Origin of the sequence: Pseudoalteromonas agarivorans (assembly GCF_024518735.1) — a bacterium.
Lineage (GTDB): Bacteria > Pseudomonadota > Gammaproteobacteria > Enterobacterales > Alteromonadaceae > Pseudoalteromonas > Pseudoalteromonas atlantica.
In genome coordinates, this window is sequence record NZ_JANIGJ010000005.1 from 109,167 (window position 1) to 124,489 (window position 15,323).

At 42.3% G+C, this 15,323-nt stretch carries 15 protein-coding genes; 7 read left to right on the plus strand and 8 right to left on the minus strand.

The window, feature by feature from the left end:
• The first annotated feature begins 172 nt into the window (after positions 1 to 172).
• From epd to NQT65_RS10660, 6 genes are all read left to right on the plus strand, one after another.
• Complete coding sequence (gene epd, locus NQT65_RS10635) at positions 173 to 1,183, plus strand: erythrose-4-phosphate dehydrogenase (protein ID WP_126008039.1); 1,011 nt, start codon at positions 173 to 175, stop codon at positions 1,181 to 1,183.
• 63 nt (positions 1,184 to 1,246) lie between these two features.
• Positions 1,247 to 2,422: a phosphoglycerate kinase gene (locus NQT65_RS10640; RefSeq protein ID WP_004586081.1), complete on the plus strand. Its 1,176-nt coding sequence runs from the start codon at positions 1,247 to 1,249 to the stop codon at positions 2,420 to 2,422.
• A gap of 202 nt (positions 2,423 to 2,624) precedes the next feature.
• Complete coding sequence (gene fba, locus NQT65_RS10645) at positions 2,625 to 3,689, plus strand: class II fructose-bisphosphate aldolase (protein WP_004586082.1); 1,065 nt, start codon at positions 2,625 to 2,627, stop codon at positions 3,687 to 3,689.
• A 634-nt stretch (positions 3,690 to 4,323) separates the two neighbouring features.
• Complete coding sequence (gene phoB / locus NQT65_RS10650; RefSeq protein ID WP_004586083.1) at positions 4,324 to 5,013, plus strand: phosphate regulon transcriptional regulator PhoB; 690 nt, start codon at positions 4,324 to 4,326, stop codon at positions 5,011 to 5,013.
• 58 nt (positions 5,014 to 5,071) lie between these two features.
• The gene (phoR, locus tag NQT65_RS10655) at positions 5,072 to 6,379 is read left to right on the plus strand and encodes a phosphate regulon sensor histidine kinase PhoR (protein ID WP_004586084.1); all 1,308 of its coding nucleotides are present in this window, start codon (positions 5,072 to 5,074) and stop codon (positions 6,377 to 6,379) included.
• A gap of 115 nt (positions 6,380 to 6,494) precedes the next feature.
• Positions 6,495 to 7,460: a PstS family phosphate ABC transporter substrate-binding protein gene (locus NQT65_RS10660; RefSeq protein WP_256845423.1), complete on the plus strand. Its 966-nt coding sequence runs from the start codon at positions 6,495 to 6,497 to the stop codon at positions 7,458 to 7,460.
• Positions 7,461 to 7,553: 93 nt separating this feature from the next.
• On the opposite strand, the gene NQT65_RS10665 is transcribed toward NQT65_RS10660, so the two are convergent.
• From NQT65_RS10665 to sfsA, 8 genes are all read right to left on the minus strand, one after another.
• Positions 7,554 to 7,790, minus strand: a complete 237-nt coding sequence (locus NQT65_RS10665; protein WP_024033192.1) for a hypothetical protein — start codon at positions 7,788 to 7,790, stop codon at positions 7,554 to 7,556.
• 30 nt (positions 7,791 to 7,820) lie between these two features.
• Positions 7,821 to 8,669, minus strand: coding sequence for a pantoate--beta-alanine ligase (panC, locus tag NQT65_RS10670; protein ID WP_004586087.1), 849 nt, complete (start codon positions 8,667 to 8,669; stop codon positions 7,821 to 7,823).
• A complete protein-coding gene (gene panB, locus NQT65_RS10675) occupies positions 8,669 to 9,463 on the minus strand; it encodes a 3-methyl-2-oxobutanoate hydroxymethyltransferase (RefSeq protein ID WP_055252800.1) in 795 nt (264 codons plus the stop codon). Before panB ends, panC begins: the two co-directional genes overlap by 1 nt.
• Positions 9,464 to 9,493: 30 nt before the next feature.
• Entirely contained in the window at positions 9,494 to 9,979 is a 486-nt protein-coding gene (gene folK / locus NQT65_RS10680) for a 2-amino-4-hydroxy-6-hydroxymethyldihydropteridine diphosphokinase (protein WP_029773910.1), read from the minus strand.
• 4 nt (positions 9,980 to 9,983) lie between these two features.
• Complete coding sequence (gene pcnB / locus NQT65_RS10685; RefSeq protein ID WP_004586090.1) at positions 9,984 to 11,315, minus strand: polynucleotide adenylyltransferase PcnB; 1,332 nt, start codon at positions 11,313 to 11,315, stop codon at positions 9,984 to 9,986.
• A 234-nt stretch (positions 11,316 to 11,549) separates the two neighbouring features.
• The gene (gluQRS, locus tag NQT65_RS10690; protein WP_256851165.1) at positions 11,550 to 12,494 is read right to left on the minus strand and encodes a tRNA glutamyl-Q(34) synthetase GluQRS; all 945 of its coding nucleotides are present in this window, start codon (positions 12,492 to 12,494) and stop codon (positions 11,550 to 11,552) included.
• A gap of 16 nt (positions 12,495 to 12,510) precedes the next feature.
• Positions 12,511 to 12,954 (minus strand): RNA polymerase-binding protein DksA, encoded by a 444-nt coding sequence (gene dksA / locus NQT65_RS10695; RefSeq protein WP_004586092.1) that lies wholly within the window; start codon positions 12,952 to 12,954, stop codon positions 12,511 to 12,513.
• A gap of 226 nt (positions 12,955 to 13,180) precedes the next feature.
• Positions 13,181 to 13,897, minus strand: coding sequence for a DNA/RNA nuclease SfsA (gene sfsA / locus NQT65_RS10700; protein WP_256851166.1), 717 nt, complete (start codon positions 13,895 to 13,897; stop codon positions 13,181 to 13,183).
• 120 nt (positions 13,898 to 14,017) lie between these two features.
• Here sfsA and pepB point away from each other — a divergent pair, with 120 nt between their 5' ends.
• A complete protein-coding gene (pepB, locus tag NQT65_RS10705) occupies positions 14,018 to 15,313 on the plus strand; it encodes an aminopeptidase PepB (RefSeq protein ID WP_054982768.1) in 1,296 nt (431 codons plus the stop codon).
• Positions 15,314 to 15,323 lie beyond the last annotated feature (10 nt).

Sequence of the window (15,323 nt, forward strand, 5' to 3'; positions counted from 1 at the left end):
AAGCAAGCTCGCTTTATGCCTAAAAGTAGCCAAGTAAATTAGCTACTTTTGGGTTAATTTAAAGTTTCTAATCGCTCCCTCTTATAATAATGTTCAAGGTCGATTACAATACAGCCATCTAAAAGGCATCGATGCCTTTGTCTGCACGTAAAGAGAGTGGATTTTATATTTCATGGCAATCAAACTTGCAATTAATGGTTTTGGTCGTATTGGTCGAAATATTGTCCGCGCGTTGTACGAGTCAGGTTTGAGCAACGAGATAAAAATTGTTGCGATTAACGAACTTGCTGACCCTGAAGCTATTGCTCATTTATTAAAATACGACACGTCCCACGGTCGTTTTTCTTTTCCTGTAAAACTTGGTGAAGACACCATTAGCGTTGCAGGCGATACCATTGCACTATTTTGTGAAGAAAACCCAGTAGAATTGCCTTGGCAAACCCTAGATGTAGATGTTGTGCTTGAATGTACCGGTGTTTATCACTCGCGCGAGCATGCACAATTACACATTACTGCGGGTGCTAAAAAGGTGTTGTTTTCGCACCCAGCTGATAACGATGTAGATGCCACCATTGTGTATGGCATTAACGACGATGAGCTCAAACACGAGCACACTATTGTATCTAACGGCTCGTGTACTACAAACTGTGTGGTGCCTGTTATTAAAGTGCTAGATGATGCGTTTGGCATTGAATCGGGTGCTATTACCACTATTCACGCGTCGATGAACGATCAACAAGTGATTGATGCGTACCATCATGATTTACGTCGTACCCGCGCTGCGAGTCAGTCTATTATTCCGGTTGATACAAAATTAGCACGAGGAATAGACCGCATTTTACCCAAATTTGAAGGGCGCTTTGAAGCCATTGCGGTTCGCGTGCCGACAATTAACGTAACGGCAATGGATTTAAGTGTTACAGTAAATGCCGATGTAGATTTAAAGGCGGTAAATACGGCACTTAAAGCCCAAGCAAAAGACCGCTTAGAAGGTATATTAAGTTACACCGAAGAGCCATTGGTATCGGTTGATTTTAATCACGACCCACATTCTTGTATTATTGATGGCACGCAGACACGTGTTAGTCACAAACGCCTGATAAAGTTACTTGTTTGGTGTGATAACGAATGGGGTTTTGCCAATCGCATGCTAGATACAGCACGTGCGATGATGGCTAAGTAAACATTTTATAATAATTTTAAAATTTATTTTTCAGGTTCAAGTATCGTTAACTAAGGAGATGTTATGTCGGTCATAAAAATGGCAGATTTAGATTTAAACGGCAAGCGCGTATTAATTCGTGAAGATTTAAATGTACCAGTTAAAGCAGGTAAAGTGACCTCAGATGCACGTATTCGTGCTGCACTACCTACTATTAAGCTAGCTCTTGAAAAAGGCGCTAAAGTAATGGTTATGTCGCACCTTGGCCGCCCTACGGAAGGCGAGTACGATGACGAATTTTCACTTGCCCCTGTAGCCGATTACCTAAACGACGCACTTGAGCAAAATGTCCGCCTTGAAAAAGATTACTTAAACGGCGTTGAAGTTGCCGATAACGAAGTAGTTGTATTTGAAAACGTACGATTTAATAAAGGCGAGAAGAAAAACGACGAAGCCTTATCAAAACAACTTGCTGCCCTGTGTGATGTGTATGTAATGGATGCATTTGGCACCGCTCACCGCGCACAAGCGTCTACTCATGGCGTTGGCTTATTTGCAGATGTTGCCTGTGCTGGCCCGTTATTATCAGCAGAACTTGAAGCACTAGGTAAAGCACTAGATAACCCAGCACGCCCATTAGTGGCCATTGTAGGTGGTTCTAAAGTATCAACTAAATTAACTGTTTTAGACTCGCTTTCAACGATTGTAGATCAGCTTGTAACAGGTGGCGGTATTGCTAATACCTTTATTGCAGCTGCGGGTCATCCGGTTGGTAAATCACTTTATGAAGCTGATTTAATGGATGAAGCAAATCGTTTATGTGCAGCAGCTAAAGCAAACGATGGTGAAATTCCGGTACCGACCGATGTTGTAGTAGGTAATGAATTTTCAGACTCTGCAGTCGCTACGCTTAAAGATGTAAGCGAAGTAACAAGCGATGACATGATTTTTGATATTGGCCCTGATACAGCCAGCCAGCTTGCAAAAATTATTGCAAACGCCGGTACTGTTGTATGGAATGGCCCAGTTGGCGTATTTGAGTTTGATCAGTTTGGTAATGGTACACGTGCTATTGCCCAGGCAATTGCTAACTCTAATGCGTTTTCGATTGCAGGCGGTGGTGACACTTTAGCGGCAATTGATAAATACGGCATTGCCGATAAAGTATCTTACATTTCTACCGGTGGTGGTGCGTTCTTAGAGTTTTTAGAAGGCAAAAAACTTCCAGCAGTAGAAATGCTAGAGTCGCGCGCTAAATAATAAATTTTAGCCGCATTTGGTGAGGGGAAACCCTCACCAACGATTAATTATTAAATACCTCTCACCCTTATTTAATAGTTAATTAAGACAAAACTAAGCAGTGTAAATTGCTTTATTTTGTGGCGCAGTGATTGCGTCAAACTAACATATCCGTTCAAACTAGATGGCAGGAGACTGCTGTCGATAAATTGGAGAATACCCAATGGCTTTAATCAGTATGCGACAACTTTTAGATCATGCAGCTGAACACGGTTACGGCGTTCCAGCCTTTAACGTGAATAACCAAGAGCAAATGCGCGCAATAATGGAAGCGGCTGATAAAACAAACAGCCCAGTAATTGTTCAAGGATCAGCAGGCGCACGTGCTTATGCTGGTGCTCCATTTATCCGCCACATGATTTTAGCAGCCGTTGAAGAATGGCCGCACATTCCAGTAGTAATGCACCAAGATCACGGTACCTCACCCGGTGTTTGCCAACGCTCAATTCAACTTGGCTTTTCATCAGTTATGATGGATGGCTCATTAATGACTGACGGAAAAACCCCATCAAGCTACGAATATAATGTAGAAGTAACACGCGAAACCGTGGCTATGGCACATGCTTGTGGCGTATCGGTAGAGGGCGAGCTAGGTGTACTTGGCTCACTTGAAACCGGTGAAGCGGGCGAAGAAGATGGTGTAGGCGCAGAAGGTAAACTAACTACTGATCAAATGCTTACCGACCCAGAAGAAGCCGCTGATTTTGTAAATAAAACCCATGTTGATGCCTTGGCAATTGCTTGTGGAACATCGCACGGTGCGTACAAATTTACGCGCCCACCCACAGATGACATTTTAGCGATTGATCGTATTAAAGAAATTCACGCACGTATCCCGAACACGCACTTAGTAATGCACGGATCGTCGTCTGTACCACAAGAGTGGTTAGAGATCATAAATCAATACGGTGGCGAAATTCCTGAAACGTACGGTGTACCTGTTGAGCAAATTGTAGAAGGGATCAAATACGGTGTACGTAAAGTAAATATTGATACCGATTTACGCTTGGCCTCTACCGGTGCTATTCGCCGTCATATGGCGCTTAACCCATCTAACTTCGATCCGCGTAAATACCTAGCAGAAGCAACTAAAGCAATGACAGAGATTTGTGTTGCGCGTTACAACGCGTTTGGTACGGCTGGTCAAGCAGGTAAAATTAAGCCAATTTCACTTGATGACATGCACCTTAAGTATTTGAGTGGTGAGTTAGACCCACAAATTAAATAATGATCTTTGATTAATAAATAGCGTTATAAAAACCAGCTGGCGTAATCCAGCTGGTTTTTTTATACCATAAAGTACTGGGATCACTGTTGTACCAACTTAATAAAATGGGATCACTGATTTACTAACCGCCCCGCATTCGGATCATTTATTTACCAACTAGCGCATAAATTTACGCCACGTTAGGCGCTCAATCAATCAGATCGTTTTTTATTTGTACAATAGATCAGGTGCTTAGTTGTTTGACTAAGTATAACCGTGATCCCAAACCCGATCGGCTTAGTAAAAATCTGATCTTTTTATAGGCTGCTTAGTAAAAAACAGATCTATTTTTAACCACGTAATGACATCTTCCAGTGCAAACTCAGTTTCGTATCTGGTTGTTTTACTGTGTTAGTAAAGTAATGATCCCGCCATGAATATCTACTCAGAAATAAAACTGTCATCTTTTTGTAAATATGTTTTGATTAACCGTAATTTGCAAAATAGTTTTAAAAATATGACGTTAATGAGGTTTTTTGTCACTATTTTGTGTTTTTTTTACCAGGATTTTAATTTACACGTTACACTTTCATAAAAATGTCATACTTAGTCATAATAATGAAAACTAATTCGATAGCGTAAGAGATAATTTGGAATGTCACGTAAAGTACTAGTCGTAGATGATGAAGCTCCTATCAGAGAGATGTTAGTTTTTGTTTTAGAGCAAAATGGATTTCAAGCAATTGAAGCAGAAGATTACGATTCTGCAATTGCAGCTATGGTTGAACCATACCCAGATATGGTTTTACTCGATTGGATGTTACCAGGCGGTAGCGGTATTCAAATTGCTAAGCAATTTAAGCAAAGTGAATACACACGCCAAATTCCAATCATTATGCTTACAGCCCGCGGCGAAGAAGAAGACAAAGTACGCGGCCTAGAAGTAGGGGCAGATGACTACGTCACTAAACCTTTTTCTCCTAAAGAGTTAATGGCTCGTATTAAAGCGGTTATTCGCCGTGTATCGCCTACCTCATTAGAAGAAGCTATAGAAGTACATGGCTTGCGTTTAGACCCAATATCGCACCGCGTTACCTCTGAGGGAAGCGAGCTTGATATGGGCCCAACCGAATTTAGATTATTACATTTTTTTATGACTCACCCAGAGCGTGTTTATAGCCGTGAGCAACTGCTTGACCATGTTTGGGGAACTAATGTGTATGTAGAAGACCGTACAGTTGATGTGCACATACGTCGTTTACGCAAAGCGATTGCACCGCTGGGGCATGATCGCTTAGTACAAACAGTACGTGGTGCAGGTTATCGTTTTTCTAGTAAATTATAAGGTACCGCAGCTAGGGTGTGAGTACGCATAAATTACTACTCAAAGGTAAAGTGAGTGTATGTATCGAGTTATTAATAAACAGGCGTTAGTAAAACGTCTGTTTATCTATTTTTTACCCCTGTTATTAGTTGGTGTGCTTATTGGTGCACCATTTTTGCTTTTATTTTTAGGCACTTCTTCTCTTTTAGTCTGGCATTATCATCAACTTTATCGCTTAAGCGATTGGCTTTTAAATCAACGTAGCTTTAACCCACCAGAGGGCGAGGGTGCGTGGGAACAAGTATTTGAAGGCATTTATCATTTACAGCACCGTAATCGTAAAAAACGCAATGAACTGGCCGATTTAATTCGTCGCTTTCGCGATGGAGCTGAAGCCGTACCCGATGCCGTAGTGGTGTTGCAAAGTGATTTAAGCATTGTTTGGTGTAACCAACTTGCACTTAAAGTCTTGGGGCTACAATGGCCGACCGATCATGGCCAGCGCCTAGATAACCTAATACGCGAACCTAAATTTGCCAAGTACATGCTGCGCGGTGAATTTGAAGAGCCATTAGAGCTTGATAACGGGCATATTGTTGACCAAGTGCTTGAATTTAGGGTAATGCCGTATGCCAACACGCAGCTTATGGTGGTAGTACGTGATGTAACACGCCTAAAGCAGCTAGAGCAAATGCGCAAAGACTTTGTTGCCAATGTATCACATGAGCTGCGTACGCCGCTTACGGTTGTTACTGGCTACCTTGAGATGATGGATGGCGATATGATGCCACCGCCTGCAATGTGGAATAAAGCGCAAAATACCATGCTTGAGCAATGTAAGCGTATGGACAGCTTAGTTAATCAGCTTTTATCTCTTTCGCGTATTGAAGGGGCGCGCAGGCAAGACAACGACAAAGCCATTAATGTGCCGCAAATGCTCAACTACATTAAAACCGAAGCGCAGTCTATAAACCAAGACAAAGGCCATGAGCTTATTTTTGATATAGATAATGAGCTTGATATTAAAGGCTCTGAAGATGAGCTACGCAGTGCGTTTTCTAATTTAGTGTTTAACGCTATACATTACACTAAAGCGGGCGGAAAAATTGTTGTTACCTGGCAGCGCAAAGAGGGGCTTGCGCACTTTAGTGTAAATGATAATGGCGATGGTATTGCACCAGAGCATATAAATCGTTTAACTGAGCGCTTTTACCGCGTAGATAAAGCAAGGAGTCGCACAACCGGTGGCTCAGGTTTAGGCTTAGCAATTACTAAACATGTGCTTACACGCCACGATAGTAAATTAAATATAAGCAGTGAGCTTGGTAAAGGCTCGTGTTTTTCTTTCGACTTTTCAAAGGATAAGCTTGTTAACTTAGCAAGTTAAGGGCAATAAAAAGCAAAGTCATAAAAGTGTCATTTAAGAGTAATGTAACTGTCATCTACTCACTTTACAGTAGACGGCAGTTAGGAAATGGGACGAACAAATCGGAGAACCCCGCATGAAATTTAAAAACTTAGTTGCCGCAATGGGTGTGGCTGTTACAACATTAGTATCTGCACAGGCTGTTGCTCTTGACGACGCAATTCCTGAATATCAAAAAATTAACGGCGTTTCAGGTAACTTTTCATCTGTAGGCTCTGATACTTTAGCTAACATGATGACTTTTTGGGCTGAAGAGTACAAACGTATTTACCCAAATGTAAATATTCAAATTCAAGCGGCAGGTTCGTCTACTGCTCCACCAGCGCTTACCGAAGGCACCTCTAACATGGGTCCTATGAGCCGTAAAATGAAATCAAAAGAAATCGAAGCGTTCGAAAAACGCTACGGTTACAAGCCTACAGAAGTGCGTGTAGCGATTGATGCATTAGCGGTATTTGTACACAAAGATAACCCAATTGAAGGCTTACGTATTGACCAAGTAGATGCTATTTTTTCATCTACTCGTAAATGTGGTGCGCCTGAGCAAGTAAACCGCTGGAGCGATGTTGGCCTAACAGGCGACTGGGCTGCAAAAGACATTCAATTATATGGACGTAACTCTGTATCAGGTACTTACGGTTACTTTAAAAAGAAAGCGCTGTGTAAAGGTGACTTCCGTAACAACGTAAATGAGCAACCAGGTTCAGCCTCTGTTGTACAATCAATCTCATCGTCATTAAACGCGATTGGTTACTCAGGCATTGGTTACAAAACGTCGGGTGTACGTACGGTTCCTTTATCTAAAAAAGGCACTAACTACGTAGATGCAACGCTTGATAATGTTGCTAAAGGTAAATACCCACTTTCTCGTTTCTTATACGTTTACGTGAACAAGCACCCTAATAAGCCGCTTTCTCCAATTGAAGCTGAGTTCTTAAAAATGGTACTTTCTAAAGACGGTCAAAAAATCGTTGAAAAAGATGGTTACGTACCACTATCTGCTAAGTTAGTAGAAGCAGAGCTTAAAAAGTTAGGTTTATAATTTAAACCCAACCAATAAAAAAACCGCTCAATGAGCGGTTTTTTTGTGTGTAAAATTTTAAAGCGTAAAACAGACTAAGTTACTAAAAAGCGATTACAGATCAGTCAGCTTTTGCGCTTGTGCTTTACACTGATTATAGCTCTCTACACATTTGGCAGAGCACACTTGCTGTTTTAAACCTTTGTCAATCGATTGCTGATCGCAACTATTTTCGCACTGATAGTTTTGTTGTGCGCATTGGTTTAACTCAGGGTTTTTCACTTGATTTTGGCAAGCTGCTAACAATGAAAATGAAAGGGCGAGGGCACTCGTTTTAATAAATGTTTGCATGCTTATCCTTAACGTTGAACTGCGCTTTTGTTAAATCTCAACTTGTAGGTTGTCGATTAATCTAACATTGCCTAAAAAGGCGGCAGCTAAAATAACAAGTTGTGTATCATCAAGTGTAGCAGCTTTTAATGTATCTCGTTGAGCTATCTCAAAATAATCAGGCTTTAAGCCGGCTTGCTCTAAACTAAGCTGTGCGCTTTGCTCAAGTGCTTTGTAATCGGTATTGCCTGCTTTGAGCTGCTCAGCGCAACTGTTTAGTGTTTTAAATAATGCGGTAGCCGTGGCTTTTTGCTCTGCAGATAAATAGCCATTTCGCGAGCTCATAGCTAAGCCTGAAACTTCACGCATGGTCGGTACACCAACAATTTCAACCGGAATTGATAAATCGCGTACCATGGTTTTAATCACTTGCAGCTGCTGAAAGTCTTTTTCGCCAAAGCATGCATAATCTGGTTGTACTAAATTAAATAACTTAGTCACTACCGTGGCAACGCCTCTAAAGTGTCCTGGGCGCGTGCCGCCACAATACCCCATAGATACGCCTGGTACATCTACAAAGCTTTGCTCACCAAGCCCATTTGGGTAAATGGTGTCTACGCTTGGGGTAAACACAATATCGGTGTTTAAGTCGGCTAAGCCTTGTTTGTCTTCGTTTAATGTACGCGGGTAGCTATCTAAGTCTTCGTTGGCACCAAATTGCATTGGGTTGACAAAAATACTCACAACCACCTTATCGGCCATTGTTTTTGCCTTTTCAACCAATGAAAAGTGGCCGCGGTGTAAGTTGCCCATGGTTGGCACTAAAGCCACGCTTAAACCTGCTTGGCGCCAAGCTTTAATTTGACTACGTAATGATTTAATTTCAGTAATTGACTGCATTATTTAAACTCATGTTCGGCGCTTGGAAATGCGCCACTTTTAACGTCTGTACAATATTTTTTAACTGCATCTGGCATGTTGCCAGTTTCCAGTAAAAAGTTTTTAGAAAATTTAGGAATGTATCCTGCCGAAATACCGACTAAGTCGTGCATTACCAGTATTTGGCCATCCGTTACATTACCTGCGCCAATACCTATGGTAGGAATGGTGACGGCATCGGTAATGCGTTTAGCGAGCGCACTTGGGATACACTCAAGCACTAATAATTGGGCACCTGCGGCTTCTAGCGCTTTTGCATCATCAATCATTTTTTGCGCTTTGTCGTCTTCGCGGCCTTGAATTTTAAAGCCACCAAATACGTGTACTGATTGCGGCGTTAATCCTAAATGGCCACAAACAGGAATCCCTTGCTGCGTTAAACTTTTAATGCTGTCGTAAAGCCATTCACCGCCTTCAAGTTTTACCATATTAGCGCCTGCACGCATTAACTCTGCTGCATTTTTACAGGTGTCGCTAACGTTTGAATAGCTCATAAAGGGCATATCGGCTATTACAAAAAGCTCACGGCTGCCACCGCGTACACAGCGGGTATGATAGGCTATATCTTGATTGGTTACGCCTAGGGTATCGTCGCCACCTTGCAGCACCATGCCCAAAGAGTCGCCAACTAAAATAACGTCCACACCGTTATCATGAAATAACTTAGCAAAACTGGCATCGTAAGCGGTTAATGCGGTGATTTTGTTATTTTCTGCTTTCATTTTATTTAAAGTAGAAACGGTTATTTTAGACATAATATCCTCGCAGGCATAAGCCTTGGTTAATTACAGAGGTAATTGTTGTAAGTCGTTGAGCGGTAAGTCTTGCGCAATGGTTTTTAATGCAATGCCGCTTGGTAAAATCAGTTCTGGGGCAAGCTCAAGTAAAGGGTAAACTACAAACTCACGTTCGCACAGGCCATAATGTGGCACAGTTAAGCGCTGGGTATTAATCACTTGCTGACCAAACAGTAAGGTATCTATATCGAGCGTACGCGGCCCCCAACGTTCGGCTTTTCTTACCCGCCCATGTTCAAGCTCTATGGCTTGAGTTAAATCAAGTAATTGCTCAGGTTCAAGCGCGGTTTTAATACACGCTACGGCATTTACATAGTCGGGTTGATCTTGTGGGCCCATTGGTTTGCTTGCATAGTAATGCGATACACTTATAAATTCACAATGAGGCAGCTTTTTAAGCGCACAAACGGCGTTATCAAGCTGCTCTTTGGGTGAGTTTAGGTTGGCACCTAAACCCAAATATACACACTGCATGCAATTACTCAGCTGGCTTTTTAGTGGTGCGACGGCGCGGACGTTTACGTGGTTTTGGTCCACCTTGGTGGCCTAGGTTTTTTACCATTTCTTTTTGGCCATTAATATCTAGGCTCAAGTATTGTGTCCACCACTGGGCAAGCTCACTATGTTGGTGCTCACCGGCATCCACTCGTAATAATAAAAAGTCATAAGCGGCTTTAAATCGTGGCTGCTGGGTAAGTCTGTAAGCGCGTTGGCCGGCACGTTTATCTAAACGTTGCTGTATATGCCAAATGTCGCGTGCGCCTAAGGTAAAGCGTTTAGGTACTGCTATATGCTGGGCATTTTCGCTCAGTACTTTATTCATGGCTTGAGCAAAGGCATCAAAGTAAGACAGCTGTTCTTGTTGTTTAATTTTAGTTGTGCGCTCAAGCAGCGGAAACCACATTAAAGCAGCAAATATAAACGCAGGCGTTACTTTTTTATCTGCATTAATGCGTTTATCGGTGTTTTGAAACATTTGCTGAATAAACGCAGCTTCTAAGCCGTCAGGGTTTTTATCTAAAATTTTATCAAGCACCGGAAATAACGACTTAAATAAGCCGTATTGGCGTAGCATTAAATAGTTAGCTTCGGCTTTACCGTTTAAAAACAGCTTTAGAACTTCTTCAAATAAACGCGCTGGCGGAATGTTATCAAGTAGGCTGGCAAGCGCAGTAATTGGCTTTTCGCTTTTTGGCGCTATGCTCATATCAAGCTTAGTTGCAAAGCGTACCGCACGTAGCATACGTACAGGGTCTTCGCGGTAGCGTGTTTCTGGGTCGCCAATTAACTCAATTTGTTTTGCTTGTATGGCCGCTAAGCCATTGGCGTAATCGTATATACAAAAATCGTTAATAGAGTAATACAGCGCGTTGATAGAAAAATCACGGCGCTCGGCGTCTTCTTCAATGCTACCAAACACGTTATCGCGCAGTAACTGCCCGTGCTCGCTTGATTGGCTAATTTGGTTTTTGTCTTCTTGCGCTTCGTGGTGCCCGCGCATGGTGGCTACTTCTATAATTTCGCGACCAAAAACAATATGTGCTAAGCGAAAACGACGGCCAATTAGGCGGCAATTTCTAAATAGTTTTTTAACTTGCTCTGGGGTGGCATTGGTAACAACGTCAAAGTCTTTTGGTTGTTGACCTAACAATATATCGCGAATACAACCACCTACAAGGTAAGCGTCGTAACCACCGTCTTTTAAACGGTAAAGTACTTTGATTGCATTTGGGCTAAATTGTTTACGTGAAATACCATGTTCGCCGCGTGTTACAACAACCGGTTCATCACTTGTTTGAGTGCTTTGCACATCGGCATTTGGGCCGATTATTTGCCTGCAAAATTGAAAAAGCTTGGAAATAATAATCTGTCTCCTACAGAAATGATGATTGGCTGGTCATCGCAATCAAAAAGCACATAAATTAGGTATTATAGTGCGGTGCTTTGTATTTATTGTAAATAGCCTCTATTTAGGCGGCTATCATATACCAGCGCGGTATAAAAATTAAGTTGATGGACTGAAATTAAGCCGTTTTTAAGTTTTTTATTTGCTTAAATGCGTAAATTTAGTGCTGTTTGGATGCTGACCTTGCGAAATTTGAATTTCGGGTATGTTTGGCACCGCTGTTAAGCTAAATTCGTTAATAGCCCACGCCATTAGTTGCTCTACAGACAAATCATTCAATTGGCTATGCACAGGTAAGTTTAAAAATTCAAACGCATCAATAAGCGCGGGCTTTGGATTGTTTGTGCTAATAGCGGGCGCATAATTTTGTTTAGAGAGTTTAAAACCAGGCTCGGCCACCACAAGGGGTAAATGTGCGTATTGGGGGATGGGCGCATTAAGCTGTTTAAATAAACTGATTTGCCGTGCTGTAGGCTCGATTAAATCGGCGCCACGTACCACACGATTAATACCTTGCTCAATGTCATCAATAACCACCACTAGTTGGTAGGCAAATAATCCGTCACTGCGCTTTATTATGTAATCTTCATGGGCTAATGCACTATTTACAGTAATATCGCCTTGAATCAAATCGTTAAAATGGCATGTTGGGTGCTGTTGGCTAAGACGAAGTGCGCCTTGCTCTGTTGATAAGTTAAGCGTTTTGCAGTGACCTTGGTAAATGCCACCCATGGCTTTTATTTGTTTGCGAGAACAGCGACAACCATATACACATTGTTGGTGGATCAGCTTATTTGTTACCTCTTGATAAAGAGGTAGGCGCTGAGTTTGATAAACAACGGATTCGTCCCAGTAAAGGCCGTAGGCTTGTAAGGTATTTAGAATATGGGTGTCGGCATTTTTAACCACGCGGGTGGTGTCTATATCTTCAATGCGCACTAACCATTTACCCTGATTTACTTTAGCATCAAGGTAGCTGCCCACAGCCGCCACAAGTGAGCCAAAGTGAAGTGGCCCAGAAGGAGACGGTGCAAATCGACCGCGATAGTCACGCTTTGGCGTGGTAACGGCTGTAGGAGGCATAGTTAACTAATTTTAATTAACCGCGCCCAGCTTGTTTTTCTTTAATTTCTGCAAGGGTTTTACAGTCTACGCATAAATCTGCAGTTGGACGCGCCTCTAAACGACGAATACCAATTTCGATTCCGCATGACTCACAAAAGCCAAAATCATCTTCTTTAATTAAGATAATTGTTTTTTCAATTTTTTTGATCAGTTTACGTTCGCGGTCGCGAGTACGAAGTTCTAAAGAGAACTCTTCTTCTTGCGCAGCGCGGTCAACTGGATCAGGAAAGTTGGCAGCTTCGTCTTGCATATGCGATTTCGTGCGGTCAACTTCATTACGTAAGTCGTTACGCCACGCTTCTAAAATCGCTTTAAAATGAGCACGTTGTGCTTCATTCATATACTCTTCGCCCGGCTTTTCTTGGTATGGTTCTAAACCGGCTTGAGCCAATAAACCATGTCTTTGTTGGTCTGGCATAACTCTCTCCTAAATCCTTAATTTAATGCCTCAGCATTAGCCGGCGGTATAAATAGCAGAATCTTATACCCTAGGCAAATTTATTTTTTAATTAATCGAATTAGCTTCAACCAGTGTGTTGACTAAAAAGGCTCATATTTTAATTTTGATGCTTTATTAATCGTTATTTCGGTATTTAAACTTGCCTAGTTATATGGGCATAAAGTTTAAAAGCAAGTTAAATTTTTTATTTAAAGGCCACTTTCTCACTAAGCGTTACTTCACTAGGTGAAATAGATGCCTTATAAGCGTATACCTCCACGCCTTTTTTAATCGCGTGGTTTAATAAGTCGCTGTATTTTTTATCTATGTGGCTTGCTGCACTCACCGTATTAATACCTTGGTGCAAAACAGCGAACAGTAATACTGCGCGGTGGCCTTGTTCGATCATTTCTATTAATTCGCGAATGTGTTTTTGCCCACGCACGGTTTGCGCATCCGGAAAGTAGCCTTGCCCACTTTGTGGTGCGGTTTCGCTTAACAAGGTGACTGACTTTACCTCTACATAGCAAGCGGGTTTATTGTCGCCGGTGAGTAAAAAGTCGATACGACTGTTTTCGCTGCCGTATTTTACTTCACTTTGAAGCTGCTCGTAGCCGTTAAGCTCTGTAATAACCTGGTTGTTGATAGCCTCTTCGACCACTTTATTTGCCACGGCGGTATTAACGCATATTAACTGCGAGAGGGAGTTTTGAGTGAGCTCTAACGACTGAGGGTATTTTCGTTTACTGTTATCGCTGGTTGAATAAAAAGCGCTAAAGCCAGGCTCTGCGCAACCTGTCATTTTACCGGTGTTGGCGCAGTGGGCGGTAAATTCAGTTCCATCGTTAAGTTGGAGATCGGCTAAAAAGCGTTTATAGCGTTTTAATAACGTGGCGGGCTGTAAAGCTGGGGTGTATTTCATTTAAATTCCAATGCTAAACGCTGCAGATGCGTTGGTTTATGTTATTTATCTCAAGCTGTTGGGAACTTGTACTCACTATAGTAAACTCGGTGGCACATTTAAGTGTAAGGGTATTCTAACATGAGTGAAAAATTTGTTGTTCAACTAAGCGAGCAAGCAGCACCAAGCCATTGGGGCGAAAACGCGGCGTTGTCTTTTAACGAGCAAGGCGCAACGGTTCATTTATCTGAGCAAGAAACATTAAAAAATGTTCAAAAAGCGGCGCGAACAATTGCAAGCCAAGGTGTTAAACAGGTTGAGCTTGCGGGCGATACATGGTGCACAGAAAGCCAATGGGCTTTTTACCAAGGGTTTGTAACACCTAAATCATTACATGGTGTTGAATTTGTTGATAACGCACAATCAGATCTAAACGAGCTGGCGCATTTAAAAGCCTCAGCTACGTGGGCACGAGAAATGGTAAACGGCACAGCCGATGACATTTACCCTGAAAGCCTTGCTGAAAAAGCCGCCGAATTTATTCAATCGTTAGCGCCTGAACATGTAAGCTATCAAATTATTAAAGGCGATGCGTTATTAGAGCAACAGTGGATTGGTATTCATGCTGTGGGCCGTGGCTCTGAGCGCCCACCTGTTTTACTTGAGCTTGATTACAACCCAACAGGCGATGAAAACGCGCCGGTAAGCGCAGCACTTGTAGGTAAAGGTATTACGTTTGACTCTGGCGGTTACTCAATTAAATCTAGCGAAGGTATGCTAGGAATGAAGTGCGACATGGGTGGCGCGGCAACGGTAACAGCGGGTTTAGCACTGGCTATTAATCGCGGTATAGAAAAACGCATTAAGCTATTTTTATGCTGTGCAGAGAACTTAATTTCGGGCCACGCTTACAAACTAGGTGATATTTTAACCTACAAAAATGGCACAACCGTTGAAATTGTAAACACCGATGCTGAAGGGCGTTTAGTGCTTGCCGATGGCCTAATGGCTGCAGGCGAAACTGGCGCAGAGCTAATTATCGATGCGGCAACACTAACCGGTGCTGCACTCGTTGCTGTAGGGCAAGAGTACAACGCATTATTTGCCCTGGATAAAGAGCTGGTACGCGAAGTAGAAGACTTTGCATCGCAAGAAATGGAAGCTGCATGGCCTCTTCCGCTTGAAAAATGGCACCAGCAAAACTGCCCATCTCCATATGCTGATACGGCAAATAGCCGCGCTCAAAAAGGTGGCGGTTACGGCGGCGCATCAAATGCAGCAGGCTTTTTATCTCGCTTTGTACCAAACGATGGTAAAGGTTGGGTACACATTGATTTAGCTGCAGCATTTAATATGGGTAGCACTAGCCAATGGGCTGCAGGTGCAACTACGCAAGGTATGCGCACAGTGGCACGTACATTGTTAGAAAAAGCTTAATAGTACGTAA